Genomic DNA, 26,997 nt, shown 5'->3' on the forward strand with positions numbered 1-26,997 from the left:
AGGTCAGACCTCTGCCTTTTAAACCAAGGAGCCAGGATGAAACAGCCATTGAAACTGACGACTCGCCAGGGCGAACGGATTGCCGTCGTGGCGGGGCTGCGTACCCCCTTTGCCAAGCAGGCCACCGCCTTTCATGGCGTGCCTGCAGTCGATCTCGGCAAACTGGTGGTGAGCGAAATGCTCGCCCGTACCGATCTCGATCCCAAGCTTATCGACCAGCTGGTGTTTGGTCAGGTGGTTCAGATGCCGGAAGCCCCCAACATTGCCCGTGAAATCGTGCTTGGCACCGGCATGAGCGTCAATACCGATGCCTATAGCGTCTCCCGCGCTTGCGCCACCAGTTTTCAGGCGGTGGCCAACGTCACCGAATCCATCATGGCCGGTACCGTAGACATCGCCATCGCCGGCGGTGCTGACTCCTCCTCCGTGTTGCCTATCGGGGTGAGCAAGAAGCTGGCCCGCGCCCTGGTGGATCTCAACAAGGCGCGCAATCTGCAGCAGCGCTTCAATATTCTGCGGACATTGAGGATCAAGGATCTGCTGCCGGTGCCGCCCGCTGTGGCGGAATATTCCACCGGCCTCTCCATGGGGCAGACCGCCGAGCAGATGGCCAAGAGCCACCAGATCAGCCGCGAAGCGCAAGATGCGCTGGCGCACCGCTCCCATACCCTGGCCGCGCAGGCCTGGGCTGATGGCAAGCTCAGCGGTGAGGTGTTTACCGCTCATGTACCGCCTTACAAATCACCGCTGGAGCGGGACAACAATATCCGTGAAAGCTCGGATCTCGCGAGCTACGCCAAGCTCAAGCCGGTGTTTGACCGGGTCCATGGCACAGTGACGGCGGCCAACGCCACGCCGCTGACCGATGGCGCCGCTGCCGTGTTGCTGATGCGCGAAGGTCGGGCGAAAGAGCTGGGACTCGAACCGTTGGGTTATATCCGCAGCTTCGCCTTCTCGGCCATCGATGTCTGGCAAGACATGCTGATGGGCCCCTCCTATGCCACGCCGCTGGCGCTGGACAGAGCCGGCATCACGCTCGGTGATCTCACCCTGATCGACATGCACGAAGCCTTTGCCGCCCAGACGCTGGCCAACCTCAAGATGTTTGCCAGTGCCGATTTTGCCCGCGACAAGCTGGGCCGCGATCAGGCCATCGGCGAGGTGGACATGGAGAAGTTCAACGTCCTCGGCGGTTCGCTGGCCTATGGCCACCCCTTTGCCGCGACTGGTGCGCGGATGATCACCCAGACCCTGCACGAGCTGCGTCGTCGCGGTGGGGGACTGGGGCTCAACACCGCCTGTGCGGCGGGTGGATTGGGCGTGGCTATGGTGTTGGAGGTTGAATGATGAGCGCTAAGACTTTTTCCCTGGATGTTCGCAAAGATGGCATCGGCATCCTCACCATGGATGTGCCGGGCGAGAGCATGAATACCCTGAAGGCCGCCTTTGTGGAGGAGATCCGCACCGTGCTGGCCGAAGTGAAACGCAACAAAGATTTGATCGGTCTGGTGATCACCTCCGGCAAGAAGGACTCCTTCATCGCTGGTGCTGATATCACTATGCTGGCCGCCTGCACCAGTGCCAAGGATGCCGAGACCCTGTCACGAGAAGGACAGGAGATCTTTGCCGAGATCGAGGGGCTGACCATTCCGGTGATCGCCGCCATTCACGGCCCCTGCCTCGGAGGCGGGCTGGAGCTGGCGCTGGCCTGTCATGGTCGGGTGGTGACCGATCATGGCAAATCTGTGCTGGGATTGCCGGAAGTTCAGCTCGGCCTGCTGCCGGGCTCTGGCGGTACCCAGCGTCTGCCGCGCCTTATCGGGGTGGCCAAGGCGCTGGATCTGATGCTGACCGGCAAGCAGGTCCGGGCCAAACAAGCCAAAAAACTGGGGCTGGTGGACGATGTGGTGCCGCCGTCAATCTTGCTGGATGCTGCCATCAAGCTGGCCAAGAAGGGCAAACCGCGCCATCAGTTGAAACGGGATCTGCAGGGCAAGGTGCTGGAGACCAACAAGCTGGGCCGCAAGGTGTTGTTCGATCAGGCCAGCAAGGGGGTGAAAGCCAAGACCCGCGGCAACTATCCGGCGCCGGAGCGGATCCTGGACGTTGTGCGCATCGGCGTGGAGGAGGGGATGAAGGCCGGCCTGGCTGCCGAATCCCGTCACTTTGGCGAGCTGGTGATGACTGCTGAGTCTGCCGCCCTGCGTTCCATCTTCTTTGCCACCACCGAGATGAAGAAAGAGGTCACCTATCAGGGGGCCGAGCCGCGCAAGGTGGGCCACGCGGCCGTGCTGGGCGGTGGTCTGATGGGGGGCGGCATTGCGTTCGTCACCGCCACCAAGGCGGGCGTACCGGTACGGATCAAGGATGTGGCAAGTAGTGGCATCGGTAATGCCATGCGCTACAGCTACGACATTCTGGCCAAGAAGCTCAAGCGTCGTCACATTCTGCGCAGCGAACTGGAAAAACAGATGAGCTTGCTGACCGGCACCCTCGACTACTCCGGTTTCCACCGGGTCGACATGGTGGTGGAGGCGGTGTTTGAAGATCTCGCGCTCAAACACCAGATGGTGAAGGACGTGGAGCGTGAGTGCGGTGAGCACACAGTGTTTGCATCCAACACCTCCTCCCTGCCCATCAACCAGATTGCGGCAGAGGCGGCGCACCCGGAGCGAGTCGTGGGGCTGCACTACTTCAGCCCGGTGGACAAGATGCCGCTGGCGGAGATCATCCCCCACGCTGGCACCAGTGCCGAGACGGTCGCCACCACTCTGGCCTTTGCCCGTGCTCAGGGTAAAACGCCTATCGTGGTGAAGGACGAAGCCGGTTTCTACGTCAACCGCATCCTGGCGCCCTACATGAATGAGGCGGCAAGACTGGTGCTGGAAGGGGAGCCGGTGGAGGTGCTGGACAGCGCGCTGCTGGACTTTGGTTTCCCGGTTGGCCCCATCACCTTGCTGGACGAGGTGGGGATCGATGTGGGCGCCAAGATCTCCCCCATTCTCGAGAAAGAGCTGGGCGGCGAGCAGTTCCAGGCGCCCAAGGCGTTCGACAAGCTGCTGCAAAATGATCGCAAGGGACGCAAGAACGGCAAGGGCTTCTATCTCTATGGCAAGGCGGCACCGCGCAACAAGCTGACAGGCAAAGAGGGCAAGAAGACGGTGGACGAGAGCGTCTATGGCGTGCTCGGCATCAAGCCGTCTGCCAAGCTGGCTCGCCAGGAAATCGCCGAGCGCTGCGTGTTGCTGATGCTCAACGAAGCGGCCATGGCGTTGGATAGCGGTGTGGTGGCTTCGGCCCGTGATGGCGATATCGGCGCCATCTTCGGCATCGGTTTCCCGCCTTTCCTTGGCGGCCCGTTCCGTTATATGGACACGCTCGGGATCGATCATCTGGTTGGCCGTCTGGAGTATTACCAGAAGCGCCACGGCGACCGGTTCGCCCCCTGTGCCCGTCTCAAGGCGATGGCCGCAGAGCAGCAGACCTTCTACTGATAATCGCTGCAGAGTGACCGCAAGACAACGAGGCCCGCACCCATGCGGGCCTCTTTCTATGTTGTGGTTTGTTCGGGTTATTCAGGTAGTGCTGCGATGATGCAGGCAGAGGCGAAGGCCGAAAAAATGGCCCACCGAAGTGGGCAATTTGCGAGGTAGCATGGTTCAGATACCCGGCTTACGCTCCGGGCAGCGGCCGATAATATCGGGTGGCAGTTCACCGTTGTCCTGCTCCAGCACCACGTCGAATCCCCACAGTTGATGGAGGTGCTTGAGCACCTCATGGCGAGAGTCGCCAAGGGGGATGCGGTTGTGGGGCACATAGCGCAGGGTGAGGGAGCGATCCCCCTTCACGGCGACGTTGTACACCTGAATATTGGGTTCCAGATTGCTGAGGTTGTACTGGGCCGACAGAGTATTGCGCACCTGACGGTACCCCTCGTCATTGTGGATGGCGGAGACCTTCAGATAGTTCTTCAGATCGTCGTCATCAATAGCGAACAGCTTCATATCCCGCATCACTTTCGGGCTTAAGAACTGGCTGATAAAGCTCTCGTCCTTGAAGTTCTGCATGGCAAAGTGGAGGGTGTCGACCCAGTTGCTGCCGGCATAGTCGGGGAACCAGTATCTATCTTCCTCGGTCGGGTTCTCGCAGATGCGGCGCAGGTCGGTAAACATGGCAAACCCCAGCGCATAAGGGTTGATCCCCGAGTAGTAGCGGCTGTTGTAAGCAGGTTGATAAACCACGTTGGTGTGGCTATGCAGCACCTCCATCATGAAGCGATCGCTCAGCTTGCCCTCGTCATAGAGGTGATTGAGGATGGTGTAGTGCCAGAAGGTGGCCCACCCCTCATTCATCACCTGAGTCTGCTTTTGCGGATAGAAATACTGGCTTATCTTGCGCACGATGCGCACCACTTCCCGCTGCCAGGGCTCCAGCAAGGGGGCATTCTTCTCGATAAAGTAGAGAATGTTCTCCTGGGGTTCGGCGGGGTAGCGCCTGTCCTCCACACCAGCGGCTTTATGCTGCTTGGGCAGGGTTCGCCACAGCTCGTTGACCTGAGTCTGCAGATAATCTTCCCGCGCCTTCTGACGCCGCTTCTCCTCAGCCATCGAGATCTTCTGTGGACGCTTGTAGCGATCCACCCCGAAGTTCATCAGGGCATGGCAGGAGTCGAGCAGCTGTTCCACCGCCTCGATGCCATGCTTCTCTTCGCACTGGGTGATGTAGTTCTTGGCGAACAGCAGGTAGTCGATGATGGAGGAGGCATCGGTCCAGGCCTTGAACAGGTAGTTGTTCTTGAAGAAGGAGTTGTGGCCGTAGCAGGCGTGTGCCATCACCAGCGCCTGCATCGGCATGGTGTTCTCCTCCATCAGGTAGGCGATGCAGGGATCGGAGTTGATGACGATCTCGTAGGCCAGCCCCATCTGGCCGCGCTTGTAGTTTCGCTCGGTATGGATAAAGCGCTTGCCGAACGACCAGTGCTGATAGCCGATGGGCATGCCGACGCTGGAGTAGGCATCCATCATCTGCTCGGCGGTGATCACCTCGATCTGGTTGGGGTAGGTATCCAGCTTGTAGAAACGGGCGACCCGGGCGATCTCCTGGTGATAGGTCTCCAGCAGATCGAAGTTCCAGTCTGGTCCGTCATCCAGTGGCGCTACACGTTTTTCTGTTTCGATCATGTGACCTCCTCACGCCGCTTGTTTCTTGAACAGCTCGCGGAACACCGGATAGATATCCTCGACCTTGCGAATGTGCTCCATCGCAAAGTGGGGGAACTGGCTGGCTACCGACTCATATTCGTGCCACAGGGTCTGGTGGGCACGGGTGGTGATCTCGATGTAGGAGTAGTACCTCACCCTTGGCATGATGTCCCGCGCCAGGATCTCCCTGCACTGCGGTGAGTCATCAGCCCAGTTGTCACCATCCGACGCCTGCGCCGCATAGATGTTCCACTGGTTGGCGGGGTAACGCTCGTTGATGATGTCATTCATCATCTTGAGCGCACTGGAGACGATGGTGCCGCCGGTCTCCTGGGAGTAGAAGAACTCGTGCTCGTCCACCTCCTTGGCCTGGGTATGGTGGCGGATATAGACCACCTCGACATTCTTATAGGTCCGGCTCAGGAACAGATAGAGCAGGATATAGAAACGCTTGGCCATCTCCTTGGTGGCCTGATCCATGGAGCCCGATACGTCCATCAGACAGAACATCACCGCCTGACTGGAAGGGACGGGCCGTTTGACGAAGTTGTTGAATTTGAGGTCGAAGGTGTCAATAAACGGCACCGCGTCTATCCGTCGTTTCAGCTCCCTGATCTCCTTCTCGAGCAGGGCTATTTCGGCAAAGTGCTCGTTGGGATCGGTGGCCAGCAGAGCCAGCCGCTCTTCCAGTTGGTGCAGTTGGCGTTTCTTGCCCGCTTGCAGCGCCATGCGCCGCGCCAGCGAATTTTGCAGGGAACGCACCACGTTGATGTTGGCGGGCACCCCGTTTGAGGTGTAGCCCGCCCGATAGGTTTTGACCTCCATCAGCTGATTGAGCTGGGTTTTCTGCAGCCTGGGCAGCTCCAGATCTTCAAACAGCAGATCGAGATACTCATCCTTGGAGATCTGGAACACGAAATCATCGGCCCCTTCTCCCTGATTGGATGCCTGTCCCTCGCCGGAACCCTGTCCACCGCCCCCTCCTTTGGGGCGGTCAATCTTGTCGCCGGAGACGAACTGATCATTGCCGGGATGCACCATCTCCCGTTTACCGCCGTGCCCCTGATGAAAATGGGGCTCGCCGATATCCTTGGTCGGGATGCTGATTCTCTCGCCCTTGTCTACGTCCTGAATGCTGCGCTTGGAGACAGCATCCGAGACCGCTTGTTTTATCTGCTTCTTGTAGCGGCGGATGAAGCGCTGCCGATTGACAGCGCTTTTGTTTTTGCCGTTGAGCCTGCGGTCGATAAAATGCGCCATAACTCCCCCTTGAACAGTCAGGGTCAGGATGACTTGCGTACCCTGAGATACCATTCGGAGAGCAGTCGCACCTGTTTGCGGGTGTAGCCTTTCTCCATCATCCGTTCGACAAAGTTATCGTGCTTCTTCTGCTCCTCGGCCGAGGTTTTGCTGTTGAAGGAGATAACCGGCAGCAGCTCTTCCGTGTTGGAGAACATCTTCTTCTCGATCACGGTGCGCAACTTCTCGTAACTGGTCCAGTTGGGGTTACGGCCTGCATTGTTGGCCCGGGCACGCAGCACGAAGTTGACGATTTCGTTGCGGAAATCCTTCGGGTTGCTGATCCCGGCGGGTTTTTCAATTTTCTCCAGCTCGCTGTTGAGGGATGCTCTGTCAAACAGCTGGCCGGTTTCGGGGTCACGGTACTCCTGATCCTGGATCCAGAAGTCGGCGTAGGTGACGTAGCGATCGAAGATGTTCTGCCCGTACTCGGAGTAGGACTCGAGATAGGCGGTCTGGATCTCCTTGCCGATGAACTCCACATAGCGCGGGGTCAGATAACCCTTGATGAACTCAAGGTAGCGATCGTGCAGCTCTTGCGGGAACTGCTCGCGCTCGATCTGCTGCTCCAGCACATAGAAGAGGTGCACCGGGTTGGCGGCCACTTCCGCGTGGTCGAAGTTGAAGACGCGGGAGAGGATCTTGAACGCAAAGCGGGTAGAGAGACCATTCATACCTTCGTCTACACCGGCGTAGTCGCGATACTCCTGATAGCTCTTCGCCTTGGGGTCGGTGTCTTTCAGGCTTTCGCCATCATAGACCCGCATCTTGGAGTAGATGCTGGAGTTTTCCGGCTCTTTCAGCCGTGACAACACAGAGAACTGGCCCAGCAGCTCGAGGGTACCCGGGGCGCATTTAGCCTCGGTCAGCTCGCTGTTGATCAGCAGCTTCTCGTAGATCTTCACCTCTTCCGAGACGCGCAGGCAGTAAGGCACCTTGACGATGTAGACCCGGTCGAGGAAGGCCTCGTTGTTCTTGTTGTTGCGGAACTGCTGCCATTCGGATTCGTTGGAGTGGGCTAGCAGAATGCCGTCAAAGGGGAGGGCGGAGAGCCCCTCGGTGCCGTTGTAGTTCCCCTCCTGTGTTGCAGTCAGCAGCGGGTGCAGCACCTTGATAGGCGCCTTGAACATCTCGACAAACTCCATGATCCCCTGGTTCGCCTTGCACAGCGCACCGGAGTAGGAGTAAGCATCGGCATCATCCTGGGCGAAGTGCTCCAGCATGCGGATGTCGACCTTGCCGACCAGTGAGGAGATGTCCTGGTTGTTGTCATCACCGGGTTCCGTTTTGGCGATGGCGATCTGGTCGAGGATGGAGGGGTTGACCTTCTCCACCTTGAACTTGGTGATGTCGCCGCCAAACTCGTGCAGGCGTTTGGCCACCCAGGGGGACATGATGGGACGCAGGTAGCGGCGTGGGATGCCGTACTCTTTTTCCAGGATCTCACCATCCTCTTCGATATCGAACAGGCAGAAGGGGTGATCGTTGACCGGTGAGCCCTTGATGCGATAGATGGGCACCTTCTGCATAAGGGATTTGAGTTTCTCTGCCAGCGAGGATTTACCGCCGCCAACGGGGCCCAACAGATAGAGGATCTGTTTCTTCTCCTCCAGCCCCTGGGCGGAGTGTTTGAGGTAGGAGACAATCTGCTCGATCGCCTCTTCCATACCGTAGAAATCTTTGAATGCCGGATAGCGTGCCACGACGCGGTTGGAGAAAAGCCGGCTCAGTCTGGGGTTGGCAGAGGTATCTACCATCTCAGGTTCACCGATGGCGGTCAGCAGACGTTCGGCTGCGGAGGCGTAGCAGGCTTTGTCCTGCTTACACATATCCAGGAACTCCTGGATGGTATATTCCTCTTCTCTCGCTTTTTCATATCGCTGTTGGTAATGCTCGAATATGCCCATAACTTTGCCCTCGTTATAGTCGCTTACCCTGAAAAAAGTGGATGACTGCTTTTGTGTTGTGCGCTTTTAAAGCCTAGTCAACAGACTCCAGTAATCCATCACGGTTGATAGGTTAAATTCTGAAGAAACCTGCCCGATCCTTGTGCGGGGAGGGTCAGTCAACAACACCGCTATGTTACTGACTGTTAAATTATTTTTGCCACGATAGTGAGGTAAATGTCAAAGACATAAAAAATAAATGTTTATGGGAAACAGGGAACTTATTGCGAAAAGATTAAGGGGTTTGACGAAAGGCAATGGGGCTGCGGGTTAGCGGGGTTATGGATGAGAATGTCGTTACGTGAACGTCAACGTAAATCACTTTGTTTGGAGTTTTGACTCTAATTTTTACATTGACGCTACATTTTGAGTGCCCTAGATTGGCGATGTGTGAGCAGCAAGACGCTTTAGCAAGAGAGTTGACTGTTGCCTCACCAAGCTCTGTTTAAGCACGTTTCCGTTGGCTTGACCCTCGCAACCGCGAGGGTCTTCTTTTTCTGCGTCTGTAAACGCTTGTTTCTGCTGGTGGCTATTGACGCCGCCAGCACTCATCTAGCAAGGGTAGGCTTGTTGCACGGCCGCGAGGACGCGGGCAAACGGGTGGGCGGCCAACTGGCCTGCACCCGCCAGCGATTTGGCTTTGACCCGGCTGGTCAACGGTGTGGCGATACCGCACAAGAAGCGGGCCAGAACACGCGCATCCACGGAACCTGTCTTGGCAATCAGCGGATCGCACCAGGCGCGGATCCCCGCCTCGTTTGGCATGGTCAGTGAGGGCAGGGGCGGGAGATGTGCCACCTCGCCGCGACAAACCGAACAGTGGCCACAATGAACCGGCGCCACCTCATCGGCAAAATAGCGGGCGAGGCGGTGGCTCAGGCACTCACTTGAGGTGAAAAAGTCGAGCATGGCTTGCAGTCTGGCCAGCTCGCTCTGCTCTTTTTGCAGGAACAGGGCGTGCAGGGCTTTTGCTTCCTGCTCGTTGTCCCACCCCTGACGGTTGATCCGGTAGACCTCGGTCATCTGTTTGCTTTCAAGCTCGATCCAGCCTTGCTGCTGCAGGTAGTCGAGCGCCGCAACCGCCCGCTGCCGCTCCCCCTGATAGCCCTGCCAGAGGGCGTCAAAGTCCATGGTGCACCAGCTGCGCGCTTGCGGGGCACAGGCGAACAGCTGTTCCAGAAACTGGCGGCGATCCGGATTGAAGCGGCTCACAATCTCGTCTTTATCCAGCACAAACTTGAAGCGGTAGTCGGCGTAGTAGCTGTAGGCCGGGGTGATGATGCCTGCCATCTCCAGATAGACCAGCAGGGTTTTAAGGGGCAACTGGCGGATATTGGTGTCGTTGGAGAGGCGCAGCAGGGTGAATTCCCACTCGCTCCCACTCTGCTTGATGATGGCAAGAAGCTGGAGGATGGCACTCAAATCCGGCGTATCGCCGTAGACGAAGTTCTCCAGCACCGGCAGCTGGCTCTGGTTGGCCAGCACGATACAGCGCGATGGTTGGCCATCCCGTCCGGCGCGGCCAATCTCCTGGCTGTAGTTTTCGATGGATTTGGGCAGATCGTAGTGAATGACCCGCCGGATATCCGCTTTGTCGATCCCCATGCCAAAGGCAATGGTGGCGACGATGCAGTCCACCTTGCCAGCCATGAAGTCGTGCTGGATCTGGCTGCGCAGCGCCGAGTCGAGTCCGGCATGATAGGCGCGGGCGTTGATCCCTTCTCTAATGAGTTGCTCGGCACAGGCTTCGGCGGTGTGCTGCAAGGTGACGTAGACGATGGTGGGGGCCGCCGGATCGTTGGCCAGCTCCTGTGCGAGCCAGCTATCCCGCGCGTCGGGCGCCAGGGGAATGACTGCCAGATCAAGATTGGGGCGATAGAAACCGGTGACCACGACCCCCTCCGGTTCGATGCCGAATTTGGTCTGCATATCCTGAATCACCGCCGGTGTGGCGGTGGCCGTCAGCAGCAACACCTGCGGGATCTTCAGGTCATGGCGATAGCTCGGCAGCTTGAGGTAGTCGGGGCGAAAGTTGTGGCCCCACTCAGAAATACAGTGGGCTTCGTCAACCACCAGCAGCGAGAGCGGCACTTGCTGGATAAAGCGGCGAAAACGCTCGTTTTTGAGCCGTTCCACCGAAATCATCAGGATCTTGAGCTGGCCATCCAGCGCCTGTTGTATCACTCGTCGGCTCTCCTCCGGGCTCTGGCTCGAGTCGAGGGTAGCGGCGCTTATTCCCTTGCTTTTGAGGAAGGCGAGCTGATCGTGCATCAGCGCCAGCAGCGGCGAGATAACCAGGGTCAGGTGAGGCAGGGCGAGGGCAGGCAGTTGATAACAGAGGGACTTGCCGGAGCCGGTGGGAAAGATGGCTGCGGCACTCTGACCTGCCAGCACCCGGCTGATCACCGCCTCCTGACCTGGCCTGAGTGCGGAGAAACCAAAATATTGGTTGAGCAGGGATGGGATCATGGCAAGGCTCCGCGGCAAATCGGGGATGATAGCACAGCGACGCCGGTCACGGGTGACACAGGAATGGTCGTGAGGGTAAGGGCAGAGAGTGTCGATAAAACGTACAAAAATGGGTGGTTGCGCTGTAGTTAAGGTTTTGTTGCGGTTTTTTGTGATGGAAACGGGATATTTTTTGGTGAGTCTCTGGAAAAAAAAGATGGCGAATGGGATATTCCGTCATGCAATCCGGTGACTGGCGGATCGGCCCGACAGAAGGCTGGCCACAGACACCACATTCGGGCGACAGGGGTCTCCCGATGGGTGGTTGCAGACAGGACTCATGATTCATGCACTACGGTGCTTAGGGACTTTTTTGATGACACAACAACACCCCCTCCTTCGGCTGGTCAATAGCACCAGTCTGGTCAGCCAGATCCTGGTTGGTCTGGTATTCGGTATCTTGCTGGCGATGTTTGCCCCCGAGTGGGCGAAAACGGCTGGTCTGCTCGGCAGTCTGTTCGTTGGCGCACTGAAAGCGGTAGCCCCGCTGCTGGTATTCGTACTGGTGATGGCGGCCATCATTGGTCACAAGCAGGGTCAGAAGACCAATATGCGACCGATCCTGCTGCTCTATCTGTTTGGTACCTTCTCTGCGGCCGTGGTCGCGGTGATTGCCAGCTTCCTGTTTCCCTCCAACCTCCATCTGGTGGCCAATACTGCCGAGATCACCCCGCCAGGCGGGATCACCGAGGTGCTGCAGACCCTGCTGTTCAACGTGGTGACCAACCCGGTCAAGGCGCTGATGGATGCCAACTATATCGGGATCCTGGCGTGGGCCATCGGTCTGGGTATCGCCATGCGCCATGCCAACGAGAGCACCAAGGCGCTCATCACTGACCTGTCTCACGGTGTCTCCGCCATCGTGAAAGCGGTGATCCGCTGTGCTCCGCTCGGGATCCTGGGTCTGGTTGCCTCCACTCTAGCTGAGACCGGCTTCGATGCCCTGTTTGGCTATGCTCAACTGCTGGTGGTGCTGATCGGCTGCATGCTGTTTATCGCCTTTGTGGTCAACCCGTTGATCGTCTTCTGGAAGATCAAGCGCAACCCCTATCCACTGGTGCTGACTTGCCTGAAAGAGAGTGGTGTAACTGCCTTCTTTACCCGCAGCTCTGCGGCCAATATCCCGGTCAACATGGCGCTGTGTGAAAAATTGCGTCTGCCGGAGGATACCTATGCGGTATCCATTCCGCTGGGTGCCACCATCAACATGGCGGGTGCGGCCATCACCATCACTGTGCTCGCCATGGCGGCGGTACATACCCTGGGGATGGAAGTGGACATGGCAACTGCTGTGCTGCTCTCCGTGGTTGCCACCGTCAGCGCCTGTGGCGCGTCCGGTGTCGCCGGTGGCTCCTTGCTGCTGATCCCGCTGGCCTGTAGCCTGTTTGGTATCAGCAACGACATCGCTATGCAGGTGGTGGCCGTCGGCTTTATCATCGGTGTGCTGCAGGATTCTGCCGAGACAGCCCTTAACAGCTCCACCGACGTGCTGTTCACCGCCGCAGCGTGCATGGCCGAAGATGAAACCTTGCTGGATGTGGCTCCGGTACCGAGCCGCGAAGCCTGATCTCGCAACGGTCAGTTTCGCAACACACTTGCGCCCTCTTCGGAGGGCGCTTTTTATTGTCAGCTTTGCGCTGTATCCCTCTTTGATCAATCTCATTGGCTGATGTGCCGAACATTCTGTCGCCCTTGTCCAGGGCGCTGCCTTATATTTATCCCTTCGAGTCGTGCTTCCTCCTTCTGTTGTGCGTTACACACCTTTGTTTGCTCTGCCAAGAGCCGATTGCTATGGCTTACCCCAGATCTTCAGGACAATCACAGCATCACAGCATCACAGCATCACAGAAGAACGAAGATAGCTGGCTGCGGCAGATGAACCCAACTCGTCCTATCAGACACGCCATCATGGTTTGGTGAGGGGGAGTAAACGTGTTGGCGATATTGAGCTGCGGGCATGAGGGGTCATGTTGATGCCCGATGTGCTCAGTCATGGCGCTGGTGAGCATGCAGATATCCAACAAGGTGAGGAGAGTAATAAGGAGAGAGCAGGGGAATCGCGGAGGCACAGATTGCAGAGATAAAAAAGCCAGCCGAGTGTTCGGCTGGCTTTTTGCTATCAGTGGCAGGTGGGGGATTAACCGACCAGCTGATAGAGGATGGCGGAGATGGCGATCATCCCCATCACAGCGACAAATACGTTGCTGATATGGCCCTGATATTTCGCCATGGCCGGTACGCGCTTGATGGCGTACATCGGCATGATGAACAGGATGGTAGCGATGATCGGGCCGCCCAAGGATTCAATCATGCCCAGGATGGAAGGGTTGGCAATGGCAGTGCCCCACAGGGTCAGGATGAAGAAGGCGATGATGAACATCTCGACTTTCTTGGCGTTCGGCTCTTTGCCTGACTTGCGCATGTTCTGCACGATCATCCCTTTCAGACCTTCACGGGCACCCAGATAGTGACCGAAGAAGGAGGAGACGATGGCTACGAACGCAACCAACGGACCGAAGTAGGAGATGATGGGGCTGGCATGCTGGTTGGCCAGATAGGAGAGCACGGCGATGTTCTGAGCCTTGGCTTCCGCCAGCTGGGCCGGTGTCAGGCTCATGACGCAGGAGAAGACGAAGAACATCACGAAGCCCAGCAGCACCATGGCGGTACGCTTGAGGATGGCATCGGCTTTCTCGACAGCCTGATCACCGTGGTCGCGGCGCTGGGCCAGAGAGAAGCTGGAGATAGCCGGGCTGTGGTTGAAGGAGAAGACCAGTACCGGGATGGTCAGCCACAGGGTAGTAGCGAAATCCTTGGCAGAGGGCACTTGCTCCAGCGCGGCGCCGGTCCAGTCCGGGATCAGGTACAAAGAGATACCGGCCAGAATGGCGATCAGCGGATAAACCAGCAGCTCGGTCACTTTCAGCATCAGCTTTTCACCGGCCAGCATCACCGACATCATGCCCATGATCAGCACGATGGAGAGGATCCAGCGCGGCGGAGCACTCATCTGCAGCTGGTTGACCATGAAGCTTTCCACGGTGTTGGTGATACCCACGCCGTAGATCAGCACGATGGGGTAGATGGCGAAGAAGTAGAGCAGGGTGATTAATTTACCGGCACCCACGCCAAAGTGTTCTTCCACCACTTCGGTGATGTCTGCGTTTGGCTTTTTGGAGGAGAGCACGAAGCGGGCCAGACCACGGTGGGCCAGATAGGTCATGGGACCTACCAGCAGCGCCATGACGACCAGCGGCCAGAAACCGCCCATACCCGCGTTGATCGGCAGGAACAGGATACCCGCACCAACCGCGGTCCCGAACAGACTGATGACCCAGGTAGAGTCGCGTTTTTCCCAACGAGTGGTTTGAGTAGAGCTGATCCCTTGCTCTGTTGACGCCGCAACTCCCTGCGTGCCAGTGACTGTGTTTGACATCTATCTCACCCCGAATGTGTGGTTCTTATTAAGTCGGCGCAAGGATACGGTTTTTCTAATCAAAAATGTTGATCAAATTCATCTTTACGGCACGAAAAACCGCACTTTCTTATGGAAATGTGATCAAAACAAGAAAAATTCAATTATTGTTTATCAATTGGCACGTTATTTTAGTGTTAATGATTAAATCTCGCTCAGCCAAATGTAGGTAAATTGTTATTTTGCGAGATGCTGGGCTAGCTGGTTGATCATGCTGGCGGTAGCCCCCCAGATAAAGTGCTGTTGCCAGGGGATCCAGTAGATGGTGTGTGCTTTCCCCCCTCTGGAAAGGGTTAGGGGGATGTGGTTGCGTCGATCCAGCAGATGGGTCAGCGGCACTTCGAAGGCGTGATCCACCTCATCCGGACTCAGGATGAGAGGATAGTTGCCATCGAGCAGCCCCAGCACCGGCAGCACCTCGAATCGTGACACCGTATTGAGCGGGTTGAGGGTGCCGATCACTTCAATCAGTCGGGCCGGAATGCCGAGCTCCTCTTCGGTCTCCCGCAGCGCCGTGGCAATCAGGTTTTCGTCACCGGGATCCTGTCGCCCGCCGGGAAAGCTGATCTGCCCCCCATGATGACGCAGCCGTGGGCTGCGCCGGGTCAATAACACGCTGAGCCCCTCGTCGCGCATCACCACCGGGATCAACACCGCCGCCGGACTGAGCCCGCCAATGGCGAGGCGATGGGCCGGGGCGGGTCGCTGCAACTGGAAGCGGGTCAGCAGTTCGTGGCGATCCATGGCGGGGAGCTCTCCTGTGCGTTGGCCTGACAGTGGGGAGGATTACAGCGCCGACAGCGGCGGCAGGATGCGGGCAACCTTGTCATAGGTCTCCTGATATTCGCTGTCGGCGTCGGAGTCGGCGATGATGCCGCCACCGGCCCAGCAGTGCAGGCGACCCGCTTCGGCGATCAAAGTGCGAATGCAGATGCTGGTGTCCATCCGACCATGCTGGCTGAGGTAGCCGATGCTGCCGCAATAGGCATTGCGGCGCTGGGGCTCAAGCTCTTCGATGATCTCCATGGCGCGGATCTTGGGGGCGCCGGTGATGGAGCCACCAGGGAAACAGGCGCGCAGCAGATCGACCCCTTGCCAGCGTGCATCCAGCTCACCATGGATGGTGGAGACCAGATGATGTACCGCTGGAAACGACTCCACCGCAAACAGATGAGGCACGCTGACCGAGCCAGGCCGGCTGACCCGACCTATATCGTTGCGCAGCAGATCAACGATCATCAGATTCTCTGATCTGTCCTTGTCCGCCTGCGCCAGCTCCTGCGCGACTTGCCGATCGATTGCCGGATCGGGGTGGCGAGGGCGAGTGCCCTTGATGGGTTTGGTTTCGATATGACGGCCATCGAGCAGCAGGAACCGCTCGGGGGAGAGGCTCAGCAGCGCGCTCTCCGGCAGGCGGATAAAGGCTGAGAAGGGGGCCTTGTTGGCGGTTGCCAGCAGGCAATAGACCTGCCACTCATCCCCCTGATAGGGGGCGCTGAAACGCTGGGTCAGGTTGATCTGGTAGCAATCCCCCGCGGCGAGATATTCCTGAATGCGGGCAAACTTCTCGCCATACTCGGCGCGGCTCATATTGCTCTGCCACGCCCCCAACAAGGCAAAAGCAGGGGCCGGTTTGGCCTGCTGCTGTTCAAACCAGGCCAGCCGGTTGGCAAGGCCTGCTTCATCCCCCCAGTGCACCAGCTGCCAGTCGCCGGTCGCCACATTGCGCAGCAGCGCCCAGTCGTAGATGCCTACCGCCATGTCCGGCACCGCGATATCGGCGGCGGCCTGCACCGGCAGTCGTTCGAAGCGGCGGCCGAGATCATAGCCAAACAAGCCGAGGGCGCCACCAATAAAGGGCAGGTGAGTGGCGCACAGTTCCAGCTCCCCCAGCAACTGTTGCTGGGTATGGGCCAGCAGGGCGAGGGGATCTTCGTGGTGTTTGCTGATATTCGCCCCGACACGCAGAGTGGTCACTTCGCCGCGGGTTTCGAGGGTCGCCAGCGGGTCGGCAGTGATGATATCAAAGCCGTTATCGGCGCCGAGTGGCCCCGCCGATTCCAGCAACATGGCCCACGGCTGATGTTGCAGGCGGGCAAAAAGCTGATGGAGCTCAGCACTATGGTCTAGATGATGGATATGAAGTGTTGGCGTCATTTTATGTTACACAGGCAACAGTTTGGTTCCCGAACCCTAGTCGGTGCTGGTGGGCAAGCGTATCATAGGTGTCGGTGACTTAAGAAAAAACTGCCGTGTCGTTCGTTTTTTGCTGGTTGATAGTTTTTAGCCAGCACGTCAGCACGGCCCATCATATGGAAGCCCTTGCCCTGCTCCGTGGCAGAGACAAGGACCAGTGAGGATGATATGAGCATTATAAAAAAACAGGATTTCATCGATTCTATCGCAGATGCCCTCCAGTACATCTCCTATTACCACCCGTTGGATTTTGTTCAGGCTGCCAAAGCGGCGTATGACCGCGAGGCCAACCCGGCCGCCAAAGATGCGCTGGCCCAGATCCTGATCAACTCCCGCATGTCCGCCGAAGGTCATCGTCCGCTCTGCCAGGACACCGGCATCGTGACCTGTTTCGTCAAGATTGGCATGCAAGTGCAGTGGGACAGCGACATGACAGTGCAGGAGATGGTGGACGAAGGGACCCGTCGTGCCTACACCAATCCTGACAACCCGCTGCGCGCCTCCGTACTGGCCGATCCGGCCGGCAGTCGGAAAAACACCAAAGACAACGCCCCTGCCGTGGTCCATATCGACATGATCCCCGGCAACAAGGTGGAAGTGAGCATCGCGGCCAAAGGCGGCGGCTCCGAGAACAAATCCAAGATGGTGATGCTCAACCCCTCTGACGATATCGTCGAGTGGGTACTGAAAACCGTGCCGACCATGGGCGCAGGCTGGTGCCCACCCGGCATGCTGGGCATCGGCATCGGCGGTACCGCCGAGAAAGCGGCGGTGCTGGCCAAAGAGGCCCTGATGGAGCACATCGACATTCAGGAGCTGATCGCCCGCGGCCCGCAAACCACCGAAGAGAAGCTGCGGGTCGAGCTCTACGACAAGGTCAACAAGCTGGGGATCGGTGCCCAGGGGTTGGGCGGCCTCACTACCGTGCTGGATGTGAAGGTGAAATCTGCGCCGACTCACGCCGCTTCCAAGCCGGTGGTGATGATCCCCAACTGCGCCGCGACCCGCCACGTTCACTTCGAGCTGGATGGTTCAGGGCCCGCCGAGCTGACCCCGCCGAAACTGAGTGACTGGCCGGAGATCACCCGTGAAGCGGGTGGCAACGTGCGCCGCGTCAACGTCGATGGCATCACCAAGGCCGAACTGGCCAGCTGGAAGAGCGGTGATACCGTGCTGCTATCGGGCAAAATCCTTACCGGTCGGGATGCAGCCCACAAGCGTATCGCCGACATGCTGAAAAATGGTGAAGGGCTGCCGGAAGGGGTCGATTTCACCAACCGCTTCATCTATTACGTTGGCCCGGTCGATGCGGTGCGTGACGAAGTAGTTGGCCCGGCTGGCCCCACCACCTCCACCCGGATGGACAAGTTCACCGACATGATGCTGGGTGAGACTGGCCTTATCGGCATGATCGGCAAGTCCGAGCGTGGCCCGAAAACCGTCGAGAGCATCAAGCAGCACAAGGCCGTCTATCTGATGGCGGTGGGCGGCGCCGCCTATCTGGTGGCCAAGGCTATCAAGAAGGCGCGTGTGGTAGCTTTTGCCGATCTCGGCATGGAAGCGATCTACGAGTTTGAAGTGGAAGATATGCCGGTGACCGTAGCGGTCGACTCCGAAGGCAACAATATCCACGAAACCGGCCCGGCCTACTGGTCTGCGAAAATTGCAGAGCTGGACGGCAAACTCTCCTCCTGAGTGACCGTTTCCGCTGCCGGTTAACGGCATCGGCCTGTAAAGAAGGCGCGTCCATCCGGATGCGCCTTTTAGCTTTGGCTCGTCTGTTATGGGCTCAAGTTGGCCGTTTGCGGCAAGCGGGCATAAAAAAGGATGGCGTCACGCCATCCTTTTTCGTTGTGCTTGTGCTCTGGCAGTAGACAGCAGAGCAATCGCCCTTGGCTTAGGCCTTTTTAAGGTAGGCAGCAACCAGTACGATCTGCACGCCGTTGACCTTGCCTTCGATATGGAGCGGGTTGTTGGTCAGACGGATGCCCTTGACCAGGGTGCCGCGCTTGGCGGTGAAACCGGCGCCTTTCACGTCCAGATCCTTGATCAGGGTGACGGAGTCGCCCTCTTGCAGCACGGCGCCGTTGGAGTCAACGGTTGGTACGCTGTCATCATCTTCGTCAGCAATACCAGCTTCAGCCCAGGCCTTGGCTTCGTCTTCCATGTACATCATGTCCAGCAGATCCTGAGCCCACACTTCACCCTTGCCGGAGAGTGCTTTCAGCTGGCGCCATGCCATCACCTGCACCGCAGGCACCTGGCTCCACATGCTGTCACTCAGGCAACGCCAGTGGTTGACCACCAGGGTATCCGGTTGTTCCAGCTGACCACGGCAGGTGTCACAGATAGCAACGCTGTGATCATCGTCGCTGGCGGGGGAGTGAGGCACCACGAAGGCGGTCAGCGCCTGCTCGGCGCTGCACAGTTCACACTTGGCGCCCGCGCGCGCTTGCAGAATGGCGTTGATGGTCATGTTGTTGGTCCCATAGCTAGTGGTAAAGCGACCCGCGTTGGGCGGGGCGCGTGAAAGAGGGGGCGGAATATAGCATAAAACCCCGCACTTTGTCAGGTCTGCCCTGGCTCACAAGGTTGGCTGTGCTGTTGCGCGGCGCTGATCGTTTGGTATTGAGAGTGCAATTTGAAGCGGGATCGCTAGAATGAGCCTCCTTTTTGACTGCAAGGCAGGGGCATTCGTGCTGGCTCAACGTTTTCAACAACTGGATCGACTGCTCACCCGCTACCGACGCTGGTGGCAATATCAGCCATATCATCATTTGACCATGGCCTTTGCCGATGAGGTGCCCGAACTGGCAACGTTGCTCAATGGGCTGACGCTGACCCAGTTGGCGGAGTTCGATGCGGATATGGATGCCCTCAGCAGTCTGCTTGCCCCCTGGATTGCCGAGGGAGCCGAGCTGCAGCAACTCAGTCAGCTTGCCCCGTTTACCCCTGAGCCAATCATTTGCAGCAAGGAGATGGCGCTGCATATGCCGGGGCGCAAGCAGGCCCAGATCGAGTCGTTCACCGCCTGTCTGCCTGCCCATCAGGGCCCCTATCTGGAGTGGTGTGCTGGTAAGGGACATCTTGGGCGGCTGGTGTCACTTCATCGACAGGCTCCTATCCTCAGTCTGGAGTTGCAAGGACAGCTTTGTGACGAAGGTCGGCTGCTGGCCGAGCGGGATGGCGCCAATATGACCTTTACCTGCGCCGATGCCTTTGCCCCTGAATCGGCGGCGCTGATCGCCCCCGAACATCACGCTATGGCACTCCATGCCTGCGGCGAGCTCCACACCCATCTGCTGGAGCGGGTGGCCGAGCGCGGTGCCCGCGGAGTGACCATCTCTCCCTGTTGTTACCACCTGATCCGTACCAGCCACTATCGCTCGCTGTCGGCCGCGGCCAGCGCCAGCGAGCTGGTGTTGAGCAAAGCGGATCTCAAGTTGCCGCTACAGGAGACGGTCACCGGCGGTGCGCGGATCGCCCGCTTGCGTGAGCAGGAAGTGGTGTGGCGTCTCGGGTTTGACTGCCTGCAGCGTCAGGTGCGTGGCATAGATGAGTATCTGCCGGTGCCCAATATGCAAAAGAGCCTGCTGACCGGCACCTTCGAGGCATTCTGCGTTTGGGCTGCTGAACGCAAAGGGATTGTGCTGCCCGCCGGGCTCGACTATCCCGCCTGGTTGGAGCACGGGGAGCGTCGCTTTGGTGATGTCGCCCGCATGGAGCTGGTGCGTCATCTGTTTCGCCGTCCTCTCGAGATCTGGCTGGCGCTGGATCGCGCGCTCTTTTTGCAAGAGCAGGGTTATCGGGTCGAAGTGGGGGAGTTCTGTGCCAAACCCATGACCCCGCGCAATATCCTGATCCGTGCCGTGCGCGCCTGACAGCGAGCTCTTTGTGAGCGTTATTTGAACATTGTTGATGGCTGACTGGTGAAGCGGGTCAGCCATTTTTTTTGCCACGAATAATTAATTGGTGACAGATCATCTGATCGTCTTTCGCCTCCCCATACGGGTGGCAAAACAGGCCAAAATGGTCATCGTTTGAGTTCTTTTATGTCGTTTTAGCTGCGTTGAGTAGCACAAGGTGAAATGGTTCACAAATTACGCGCATTTCTTAATTTTCATCGTGAATTTAGTTGTTGGAACACCTACTCTTGGAGCGCATTAATTCAAACAAGGACGATAAACATGTTCAAACCCAAGCGTTGTGCCTGGCTTATCGCTGCCGCTTGCGTATTGCCCAGCTATGCCGTAATAAGTGCAACCATGAATATTCAACCCGATCCACAAAATGCGGGAGGATATGTGATTGCGGCCCCGGATCTGGCCGCGGTGGAAAAGGCCAAGACGGCCAACCCCATGTATACAATATGGGCCAAGGCACTGGCCACCCGGTCAAATAAAATAGTCGATGCCATTGAACCGGGTCTGGCAAGCAATCCTGACAACGTAAAACGGGTTGAACGGGTATTTCCCCAATCTGAATGGGAATATTTAACCCAGATGGCCGCGCCGGAATATACCTATGTCCGCTTCTTGCGGGCCATCGGTAAATTTCCTGCGTTCTGCGGCGAATATAACGACGGGCGCGATTCTGATGCGATCTGTAAAAAATCCATTGTGACGGCCTTTGCCCACTTCTCTCAGGAGACCGGCGGCCATATTGCCAAGGAGAACGTCTCCGATAACCCGCTGGGGCTGGAGGAGTGGCAACAGGCGCTAGTGCATGTGCGGGAGATGGGCTGGTCAGAGGGACAGACCGGTTATACCACCGGCTGTGGCCAGAACGACTGGCAGAACAAGAAGTGGCCCTGCAGTACCGGACAAGGTTACTTTGGCCGCGGCGCCAAGCAGCTTTCTTACCACTTCAACTACGGGGCCTTCTCCGAGGCGATGTTTGATGGCGATGCCTCAGTGCTGCTCAACAACCCGGGGCTGGTGGCGGACTCCTGGCTCAACCTCGCTTCTGCCATCTGGTTCTTCCTCACCCCGCAGGCCCCGAAACCGGCCATGCTGCACGTGATTGATCGCACCTGGGTACCCTCCAAACGGGAAGCTGACGCCGGTATCGGCTATGGCTTCGGTACCACCATCAACGTCATCAACGGCGGTATCGAGTGTGGTGAACAGAACAAGGACAAAGGGCAGCCGGTCAATCGCATCCGCTACTGGGAAGGGCTGGCCAACCACTACCAGATCCCGGTCAAGGCGGATGAGAAGAACACCTGCTGGCAGCAGACTCCCTATGGCAGCCTCAATCTCAACGGCGCTACCGACGTGCTCTACACCAACTGGGATGGCAACTGGAAGTACTATCCTGATCGCCCGGGCGGTTACTCCTTCGAGTGTGAGCTGGTGGGCTTCCAGACCGCTTATTCTGCGCTGGTGCCGGGTGATTACGAGAAGTGCGTGACCAACTTCTACGGTTCCCACGCCAACTGGCCGAAAGTGCGGATCGTCGCCAAGCTCGATCCTGCCCCGGTCGATCCGGTTGACCCGCCCATTGATGGCCAGCCTGCCTGGGAGGCCAGCAAGGTCTATACCGCGGGCAACAAGGTGAGCTACAAGGGCGCCGTCTATCAGGCCAAATGGTGGACGCAAGGGGATGATCCCGCCAAAGGTGGCCCCTGGGCTGTGGTGGTGACCAAATAAGGTTGCCGTTGGGATCATGGTCAATCACCATGATCTATCGGTAGTGGAAACAAGCAGGCAGCAGGGAGGAGATATCTCCCTGCTTTTTACCCGTTATCGGCCTGTTGTCGCCCCATCAGGCGGGATCAGAAACGGTAGTTGAGACCGACACTGACCCCTTTGACATCGAGTCGAGGCATGGGGATATATTGGTACTCCGCATTGAGTCCGATACCCGAATCAAAGCGATATTGCCAACCCGCAGCGCCATAAAAACCGACCCCGGAGTTGCTCTGATCTTCCTTGTTGATCGTGTATTCGACTCTGTGGGCGTTGGCACCCAGTTTGGCATAAAAGCTGTTGCCGGAAGAGACCGGGAATTGTGCATACAAGGCAGAGCGGATCCCTTTGTAATGGATATCTTTTACGTCATTGAGGGTTGCATCGAAGAGGGCGCTGACTACGCCACCGGTACCAAACAATATTCCTGAATCGATACCGATATAATCGTTGAACATATAACGGTAATAGAGATCGGCAGTCATATTGTCACCGCCATCGGCCTGATCCCCATTTTGTGCTTTGAATGACTGGGTGCCATAGCCAAGGGTGGCGCCGACGATATGGGGAGAGGGGGTTGCTATCGCCACGGAAGAGAAGATCGCCGTGGCAACCACCAGGGGTGTGAATAACTTCATCATGCAGGTTCCAATTAAATAGCGTGGAATATGGCTGCGACGAACAGATTTATATGGGCTCGGGTGAGCTTGTCTTATATTCGCAGGCCAGTAGTGAGTGGCAATATCTCATATTGTCAGCGGGATGAATAATCAGAGCCCCCATAACCGTTATGATGGGAGGTGAGAGTGGTTATCTTCTGTCTGAACAATGGTGAACTGTGTCAATACTATCTGAAACGGGCGCTGATAAATCGCAAATTTCATTGGTTTTCTGCACTAATCAACTTAGTGTAACGGGATGTTAGGCTGGCAATATATGCCTTCAAACGTGGACTGGATGGTAAACAAGATGGTGATTTCTCGTGACGGTATATTAGAGGGGGGTTGCCATTGTGGTGCAATCCGCTACAAGGTGCTAGCTGCTCCCTTTGCTACCGATTTTTGCCACTGCCGGGATTGTCAGCGCACGACCGGCGCTCCGGTCGGCGCCTGGATGGATTTTCGGATGAAACAGGTGCAATGGCTATGCGGCGTATTGACTGAGTACGCCTCGTCGGAGGCGATTCGACGCGGCTTTTGTGCAACCTGTGGCGCCACCCTCAGCTATCGCAGCATTCAATACCCCGAGTACCTGACGCTGGCTATTGTCTCACTTGATAACCCCGAAACGGTCGCACCAACCTATCACATCCATACCGTCAGCCAGCTCTCCTGGTTGCCGATCCAGGACGATCATCCCCGTTATCCGAAAGGGAAGTAGTTTTGCGATATTCCACGTAGAAAGAGGAGTACACCATGGAGCTGATAGTGATCCGCCATGGAGAGACCCAAGCCAACGCCGAGGGGCGCTATCAAGGGGCGTTGGATATCGGGCTCAACCAAGATGGCGCGCGGCATATATGCTGGCTGGCCGATGAGATAGCGACCACACTGGCCCCGTTCGATCGGTTGCTGGCGTCGCCCCTGCTGCGAACAAGAGAGAGCGCCGCGATCTTCTCACGTCAGCTGGGCTTGCCTGTGGAACTTGCTCCGGACTTTCGTGAACGGCATGTCGGCCTGTTCGAGGGGCTGACGCAGGCAGAGGCGAGAACACGCTATCCCGAACTGCGGGCACGCAACATCACCCGGCGCTGGGCTGAAGCTCCTCCTGGTGGTGAAACCATTGATGAGGTGATAGCCCGGATCTCGCAGGGACTCACGGAACTTGCTTCGACCATGAAAGGAGAGCGGATACTGCTGGTGGCGCACGGTGTGGTCGCCAAGGTGATCCGAGCCCTAACGACCGCCGGATTTGATGACTTCTTCGCGTGGCAGTTGCCCAACGGCGGCATGCTGGTGGTCAATATTGACTCCTTTATATCACCATTGCGATTCAAGCGACCGGTTGGGCAGAGTTAGTTTGTGCGCTGCTTTTTCTACTCTTCGATATCCAGCAACACCAGAATGGCGCTGTCGCCGCCCCATTCGCGGGGAGCCTGATGGAAGGCGCGCACATTGGGGTGCTGGGCCAGCCAGCTGGGAATGCGCTGCTTGAGAATATGTTTGCCGATGCCGTGCATCACCGAGGCGACGTGAATGTTTTCTTTTTGGCAGAGGGTGAGCAGGGCGGCCAGCTCCTGTTTTGCCTGCTGCTGGTTCATGCCGTGCAGATCGAGATAGATCTCCGGCGGATAAATGCCCCGCTTGAGCTTTTTCAGCTCAAATTTTGACACATCTTCCCGCACGTAACGGGTCGGCCCATCATCGTCGAGATGGGGCTGATACTCATCGCTGAAATAGTGGTCAACCCCAAGCTTTTCGCGGGTTTCGCGCAATTCGCGTTTCTGCTTGACCGGGCGTAACTCGGCCCTTATGGTATCTTGCTTGATTTTCCGGGTACCTTTTATCGCATCGCGGAACAGCAGGGTTTCCTCGTCTGTCGGTGAGGGCGTTTTTTTCATCAGATGCTCATGTATTAGGTATGCGTCTTGCCCGTCAGGTAAACGGGGCTCGGGCCGGATATTACTCGACTTGGAGGTGGATTTGGACAAGATATTTATCGATGAGGTGGTTGCCGAGATGCACACCATCCAGGACATGTTGCGTTGGGCCATGAGTCGTTTCAACGACGCCGGGATTTTTTACGGTCATGGAACCGACAACGCCTGGGATGAAGCTGTGCAGCTGGTACTGCCCGCGTTACATCTGCCACCGGATGTAGACCCGGCCATGCGCCACTCCCGTCTCACCAGCAGCGAGCGTCACCGTATCGCCGAGCTGATTATCCGCCGCGTACAGGAGCGGGTACCCGCCGCCTACCTGACCAACAAGGCCTGGTATGCCGGTTGGGAGTTCTATGTGGACGAGCGGGTGCTGATCCCCCGTTCCCCTATTTCCGAGATGGTGGCCAACCGTTTCGCACCCTTCCTCAAACATGAACCGACCCGGATCATGGATTTGTGCACCGGTTCCGGTTGTATCGCCATCATCATGGCCCATGAGTTCCCGGAGGCAGAAGTCGATGCCATCGACATCAGCGTCGATGCGCTGAACGTGGCCGAGCGCAACATCAACGATCACGGGCTGGAGCAGCAGGTCATTCCGATCCGCTCCGATCTGTTCCGCGATCTGCCGGCTGGCGACAAGTACGATCTCATCGTCTCCAATCCGCCCTATGTGGACTCCGAAGATATGTCGGATCTGCCACAGGAGTTTCGTCACGAGCCAGAGCTGGCGCTGGCGTCCGGCTCCGACGGTCTCAAGCTGACCAAGCGTCTGCTGGCCCATGCTGCCGACTTCCTCAAGGATAACGGCGTGCTGGTGGTCGAGGTGGGCAACAGCATGATCCATCTGGAAGCCCAGTTCCCCGAGATCCCCTTTACCTGGGTCGAGTTCGAGAACGGCGGTCACGGTGTCTTCGTAATGACCCGTGACGAGCTGGTGCAGTATCAGGATCATTTCGCCATCTACAAGAACTAAGCAGGAGCGCGCATGGCAGGGAACAGTTTTGGTCAACTCTTTCGGGTCACTACCTTTGGCGAGAGCCACGGCCTGGCGCTGGGCGCCGTGGTCGATGGTTGCCCGCCTGGGCTGGAGATCAGCGAAGCGGATCTGCAGGGGGATCTGGATCGGCGCAAGCCCGGCACTTCCCGCTACACCACGCCGCGCCGCGAGCCGGACGAGGTGAAGATCCTCTCCGGGGTGTTCGAGGGCAAGACCACCGGCACCTCCATCGGGCTGCTCATCGAGAATACCGATCAGCGCTCCAAGGATTACTCCGATATCAAGGATCTGTTCCGGCCGGGTCATGCTGACTACACCTACCACCAGAAGTATGGTCAGCGGGACTATCGTGGCGGTGGTCGCTCATCTGCCCGCGAGACCGCGATGCGAGTGGCGGCGGGGGCGATTGCCAAGAAGTACCTCAAACAGATGCATGGCATCGAGATCACCGGTTTTCTCTCCCAGCTCGGCCCCATCAAGGCCGAGGCGTTTGACGCGGCGCAGATCGAGCAGAATCCCTTCTTCTTCCCCGATGCGGGCAAGCTGGAAGAACTGGATCAATACATGCGCGACCTGAAAAAAGAGGGCAACAGTATCGGTGCCAAGGTGCAGGTCATTGCGCGCAATGTGCCGGTGGGCCTGGGTGAGCCGGTGTTTGATCGTCTCGACGCCGATATCGCCCACGCCATGATGGGCATCAATGCGGTGAAAGGGGTGGAGATCGGTGACGGCTTTGCGGTAGTGGAGCAAAAAGGCTCCGAACATCGCGACGAGATGACCCCGGCGGGCTTTGCCAGCAACCATGCGGGCGGCATTCTGGGCGGCATCTCATCCGGGCAGGATATCGTGGTGAGCATGGCGCTCAAGCCAACTTCCAGCATCACTGTGCCGGGCAAGACCATCAATACCGAAGGCGAGGCTATCGAGATGATCACCAAGGGTCGTCACGATCCGTGCGTTGGCATCCGCGCCGTGCCCATCGCCGAAGCCATGCTGGCGCTGGTGTTGATGGATCACCTGCTGCGCCATCGTGCCCAGAATCAGGGGGTGTTGACCCGTACCCCACAGCTGCGTTGATCG

At 57.8% G+C, this 26,997-nt stretch carries 20 protein-coding genes; 10 read left to right on the top strand and 10 right to left on the bottom strand.

What is annotated here, in order from left to right:
- Nucleotides 1-36 precede the first annotated feature (36 nt).
- Complete coding sequence (gene fadI, locus G5229_RS03560; protein WP_335854363.1) at nucleotides 37-1,347, top strand: acetyl-CoA C-acyltransferase FadI; 1,311 nt, start codon at nucleotides 37-39, stop codon at nucleotides 1,345-1,347.
- Nucleotides 1,347-3,494 carry a fatty acid oxidation complex subunit alpha FadJ gene (gene fadJ / locus G5229_RS03565; RefSeq protein WP_421208529.1) on the top strand — a complete coding sequence of 716 codons (2,148 nt, stop codon included), beginning with the start codon at nucleotides 1,347-1,349 and terminating at the stop codon, nucleotides 3,492-3,494. The genes fadI and fadJ overlap by 1 nt, the downstream gene beginning before the upstream one ends.
- 165 nt (nucleotides 3,495-3,659) lie before the next feature.
- Here fadJ and G5229_RS03570 read toward each other — a convergent pair whose 3' ends face one another.
- The 4 genes from G5229_RS03570 to G5229_RS03585 form a co-directional block, all read right to left on the bottom strand.
- Entirely contained in the window at nucleotides 3,660-5,180 is a 1,521-nt protein-coding gene (locus tag G5229_RS03570; protein WP_040065652.1) for a SpoVR family protein, read from the bottom strand.
- 9 nt (nucleotides 5,181-5,189) lie between these two features.
- Nucleotides 5,190-6,461, bottom strand: coding sequence for a YeaH/YhbH family protein (locus G5229_RS03575; RefSeq protein WP_421208479.1), 1,272 nt, complete (start codon nucleotides 6,459-6,461; stop codon nucleotides 5,190-5,192).
- A 23-nt stretch (nucleotides 6,462-6,484) separates the two neighbouring features.
- Nucleotides 6,485-8,407, bottom strand: a complete 1,923-nt coding sequence (locus tag G5229_RS03580; RefSeq protein WP_005345315.1) for a PrkA family serine protein kinase — start codon at nucleotides 8,405-8,407, stop codon at nucleotides 6,485-6,487.
- Nucleotides 8,408-8,998: 591 nt separating this feature from the next.
- Nucleotides 8,999-10,915: a RecQ family ATP-dependent DNA helicase gene (locus G5229_RS03585; protein ID WP_421208481.1), complete on the bottom strand. Its 1,917-nt coding sequence runs from the start codon at nucleotides 10,913-10,915 to the stop codon at nucleotides 8,999-9,001.
- A 355-nt stretch (nucleotides 10,916-11,270) separates the two neighbouring features.
- Here G5229_RS03585 and sstT point away from each other — a divergent pair, with 355 nt between their 5' ends.
- Nucleotides 11,271-12,521, top strand: coding sequence for a serine/threonine transporter SstT (sstT, locus tag G5229_RS03590; RefSeq protein WP_317113089.1), 1,251 nt, complete (start codon nucleotides 11,271-11,273; stop codon nucleotides 12,519-12,521).
- A gap of 570 nt (nucleotides 12,522-13,091) precedes the next feature.
- Here sstT and G5229_RS03595 read toward each other — a convergent pair.
- From G5229_RS03595 to pabB, 3 genes are all read right to left on the bottom strand, one after another.
- Complete coding sequence (locus G5229_RS03595; RefSeq protein ID WP_005345325.1) at nucleotides 13,092-14,390, bottom strand: serine/threonine transporter; 1,299 nt, start codon at nucleotides 14,388-14,390, stop codon at nucleotides 13,092-13,094.
- A gap of 216 nt (nucleotides 14,391-14,606) precedes the next feature.
- Entirely contained in the window at nucleotides 14,607-15,173 is a 567-nt protein-coding gene (locus tag G5229_RS03600) for a CoA pyrophosphatase (protein ID WP_005351753.1), read from the bottom strand.
- A gap of 42 nt (nucleotides 15,174-15,215) precedes the next feature.
- Nucleotides 15,216-16,499: an aminodeoxychorismate synthase component I gene (gene pabB / locus G5229_RS03605; RefSeq protein WP_421208483.1), complete on the bottom strand. Its 1,284-nt coding sequence runs from the start codon at nucleotides 16,497-16,499 to the stop codon at nucleotides 15,216-15,218.
- 294 nt (nucleotides 16,500-16,793) lie between these two features.
- Between pabB and G5229_RS03610 the strand changes: the two genes are divergently transcribed.
- Entirely contained in the window at nucleotides 16,794-18,320 is a 1,527-nt protein-coding gene (locus tag G5229_RS03610) for a fumarate hydratase (RefSeq protein ID WP_005351759.1), read from the top strand.
- A 202-nt stretch (nucleotides 18,321-18,522) separates the two neighbouring features.
- Here G5229_RS03610 and G5229_RS03615 read toward each other — a convergent pair whose 3' ends face one another.
- A complete protein-coding gene (locus tag G5229_RS03615; RefSeq protein ID WP_005333203.1) occupies nucleotides 18,523-19,101 on the bottom strand; it encodes a PhnA domain-containing protein in 579 nt (192 codons plus the stop codon).
- A 184-nt stretch (nucleotides 19,102-19,285) separates the two neighbouring features.
- On the opposite strand from G5229_RS03615, the gene G5229_RS03620 reads away from it, so the two are divergent.
- Both G5229_RS03620 and G5229_RS03625 read left to right on the top strand, forming a co-directional pair.
- Complete coding sequence (locus G5229_RS03620) at nucleotides 19,286-20,506, top strand: methyltransferase (RefSeq protein WP_421208485.1); 1,221 nt, start codon at nucleotides 19,286-19,288, stop codon at nucleotides 20,504-20,506.
- 306 nt (nucleotides 20,507-20,812) lie between these two features.
- Nucleotides 20,813-22,276 carry a chitinase gene (locus G5229_RS03625; RefSeq protein WP_227342829.1) on the top strand — a complete coding sequence of 488 codons (1,464 nt, stop codon included), beginning with the start codon at nucleotides 20,813-20,815 and terminating at the stop codon, nucleotides 22,274-22,276.
- A 125-nt stretch (nucleotides 22,277-22,401) separates the two neighbouring features.
- Here G5229_RS03625 and G5229_RS03630 read toward each other — a convergent pair whose 3' ends face one another.
- Nucleotides 22,402-22,956: a porin family protein gene (locus G5229_RS03630; protein ID WP_227342831.1), complete on the bottom strand. Its 555-nt coding sequence runs from the start codon at nucleotides 22,954-22,956 to the stop codon at nucleotides 22,402-22,404.
- Nucleotides 22,957-23,284: 328 nt separating this feature from the next.
- Here G5229_RS03630 and G5229_RS03635 point away from each other — a divergent pair, with 328 nt between their 5' ends.
- On the top strand, nucleotides 23,285-23,695 hold the full coding sequence (locus G5229_RS03635) for a GFA family protein (protein WP_421208488.1): 411 nt from the start codon (nucleotides 23,285-23,287) through the stop codon (nucleotides 23,693-23,695).
- Between the two features lie 35 nt (nucleotides 23,696-23,730).
- Nucleotides 23,731-24,333, top strand: a complete 603-nt coding sequence (locus G5229_RS03640; protein WP_421208490.1) for a histidine phosphatase family protein — start codon at nucleotides 23,731-23,733, stop codon at nucleotides 24,331-24,333.
- Nucleotides 24,334-24,350: 17 nt separating this feature from the next.
- Here the strand turns inward: G5229_RS03640 and smrB are convergent, their stop codons facing one another.
- The gene (gene smrB, locus G5229_RS03645) at nucleotides 24,351-24,875 is read right to left on the bottom strand and encodes an endonuclease SmrB (protein WP_005333198.1); all 525 of its coding nucleotides are present in this window, start codon (nucleotides 24,873-24,875) and stop codon (nucleotides 24,351-24,353) included.
- Nucleotides 24,876-24,957: 82 nt separating this feature from the next.
- Here smrB and prmB point away from each other — a divergent pair, with 82 nt between their 5' ends.
- Together prmB and aroC are read left to right on the top strand one after the other, a co-directional pair.
- Nucleotides 24,958-25,893, top strand: coding sequence for a 50S ribosomal protein L3 N(5)-glutamine methyltransferase (gene prmB / locus G5229_RS03650; protein WP_421208491.1), 936 nt, complete (start codon nucleotides 24,958-24,960; stop codon nucleotides 25,891-25,893).
- A gap of 12 nt (nucleotides 25,894-25,905) precedes the next feature.
- Nucleotides 25,906-26,994 carry a chorismate synthase gene (gene aroC, locus G5229_RS03655; RefSeq protein WP_421208492.1) on the top strand — a complete coding sequence of 363 codons (1,089 nt, stop codon included), beginning with the start codon at nucleotides 25,906-25,908 and terminating at the stop codon, nucleotides 26,992-26,994.
- The last annotated feature ends 3 nt before the right edge of the window (nucleotides 26,995-26,997 follow it).

Source organism: Aeromonas sp. 602396, assembly GCF_049173735.1.
Taxonomy (GTDB): Bacteria; Pseudomonadota; Gammaproteobacteria; order Enterobacterales; family Aeromonadaceae; genus Aeromonas; species Aeromonas veronii_A.

Coding starts and splice junctions, on each gene's coding strand:
- fadI (WP_335854363.1), top strand. CDS start 37: ATGAAACAGCCATTGAAACTGACGACTCGCCAGGGCGAACGGATTGCC.
- fadJ (WP_421208529.1), top strand. CDS start 1,347: ATGAGCGCTAAGACTTTTTCCCTGGATGTTCGCAAAGATGGCATCGGC.
- G5229_RS03570 (WP_040065652.1), bottom strand. CDS start 5,180: ATGATCGAAACAGAAAAACGTGTAGCGCCACTGGATGACGGACCAGAC.
- G5229_RS03575 (WP_421208479.1), bottom strand. CDS start 6,461: ATGGCGCATTTTATCGACCGCAGGCTCAACGGCAAAAACAAAAGCGCT.
- G5229_RS03580 (WP_005345315.1), bottom strand. CDS start 8,407: ATGGGCATATTCGAGCATTACCAACAGCGATATGAAAAAGCGAGAGAA.
- G5229_RS03585 (WP_421208481.1), bottom strand. CDS start 10,915: ATGATCCCATCCCTGCTCAACCAATATTTTGGTTTCTCCGCACTCAGG.
- sstT (WP_317113089.1), top strand. CDS start 11,271: ATGACACAACAACACCCCCTCCTTCGGCTGGTCAATAGCACCAGTCTG.
- G5229_RS03595 (WP_005345325.1), bottom strand. CDS start 14,390: ATGTCAAACACAGTCACTGGCACGCAGGGAGTTGCGGCGTCAACAGAG.
- G5229_RS03600 (WP_005351753.1), bottom strand. CDS start 15,173: ATGGATCGCCACGAACTGCTGACCCGCTTCCAGTTGCAGCGACCCGCC.
- pabB (WP_421208483.1), bottom strand. CDS start 16,499: ATGTTGCTGGAATCGGCGGGGCCACTCGGCGCCGATAACGGCTTTGAT.
- G5229_RS03610 (WP_005351759.1), top strand. CDS start 16,794: ATGAGCATTATAAAAAAACAGGATTTCATCGATTCTATCGCAGATGCC.
- G5229_RS03615 (WP_005333203.1), bottom strand. CDS start 19,101: ATGACCATCAACGCCATTCTGCAAGCGCGCGCGGGCGCCAAGTGTGAA.
- G5229_RS03620 (WP_421208485.1), top strand. CDS start 19,286: ATGAGCCTCCTTTTTGACTGCAAGGCAGGGGCATTCGTGCTGGCTCAA.
- G5229_RS03625 (WP_227342829.1), top strand. CDS start 20,813: ATGTTCAAACCCAAGCGTTGTGCCTGGCTTATCGCTGCCGCTTGCGTA.
- G5229_RS03630 (WP_227342831.1), bottom strand. CDS start 22,956: ATGATGAAGTTATTCACACCCCTGGTGGTTGCCACGGCGATCTTCTCT.
- G5229_RS03635 (WP_421208488.1), top strand. CDS start 23,285: ATGGTGATTTCTCGTGACGGTATATTAGAGGGGGGTTGCCATTGTGGT.
- G5229_RS03640 (WP_421208490.1), top strand. CDS start 23,731: ATGGAGCTGATAGTGATCCGCCATGGAGAGACCCAAGCCAACGCCGAG.
- smrB (WP_005333198.1), bottom strand. CDS start 24,875: ATGAAAAAAACGCCCTCACCGACAGACGAGGAAACCCTGCTGTTCCGC.
- aroC (WP_421208492.1), top strand. CDS start 25,906: ATGGCAGGGAACAGTTTTGGTCAACTCTTTCGGGTCACTACCTTTGGC.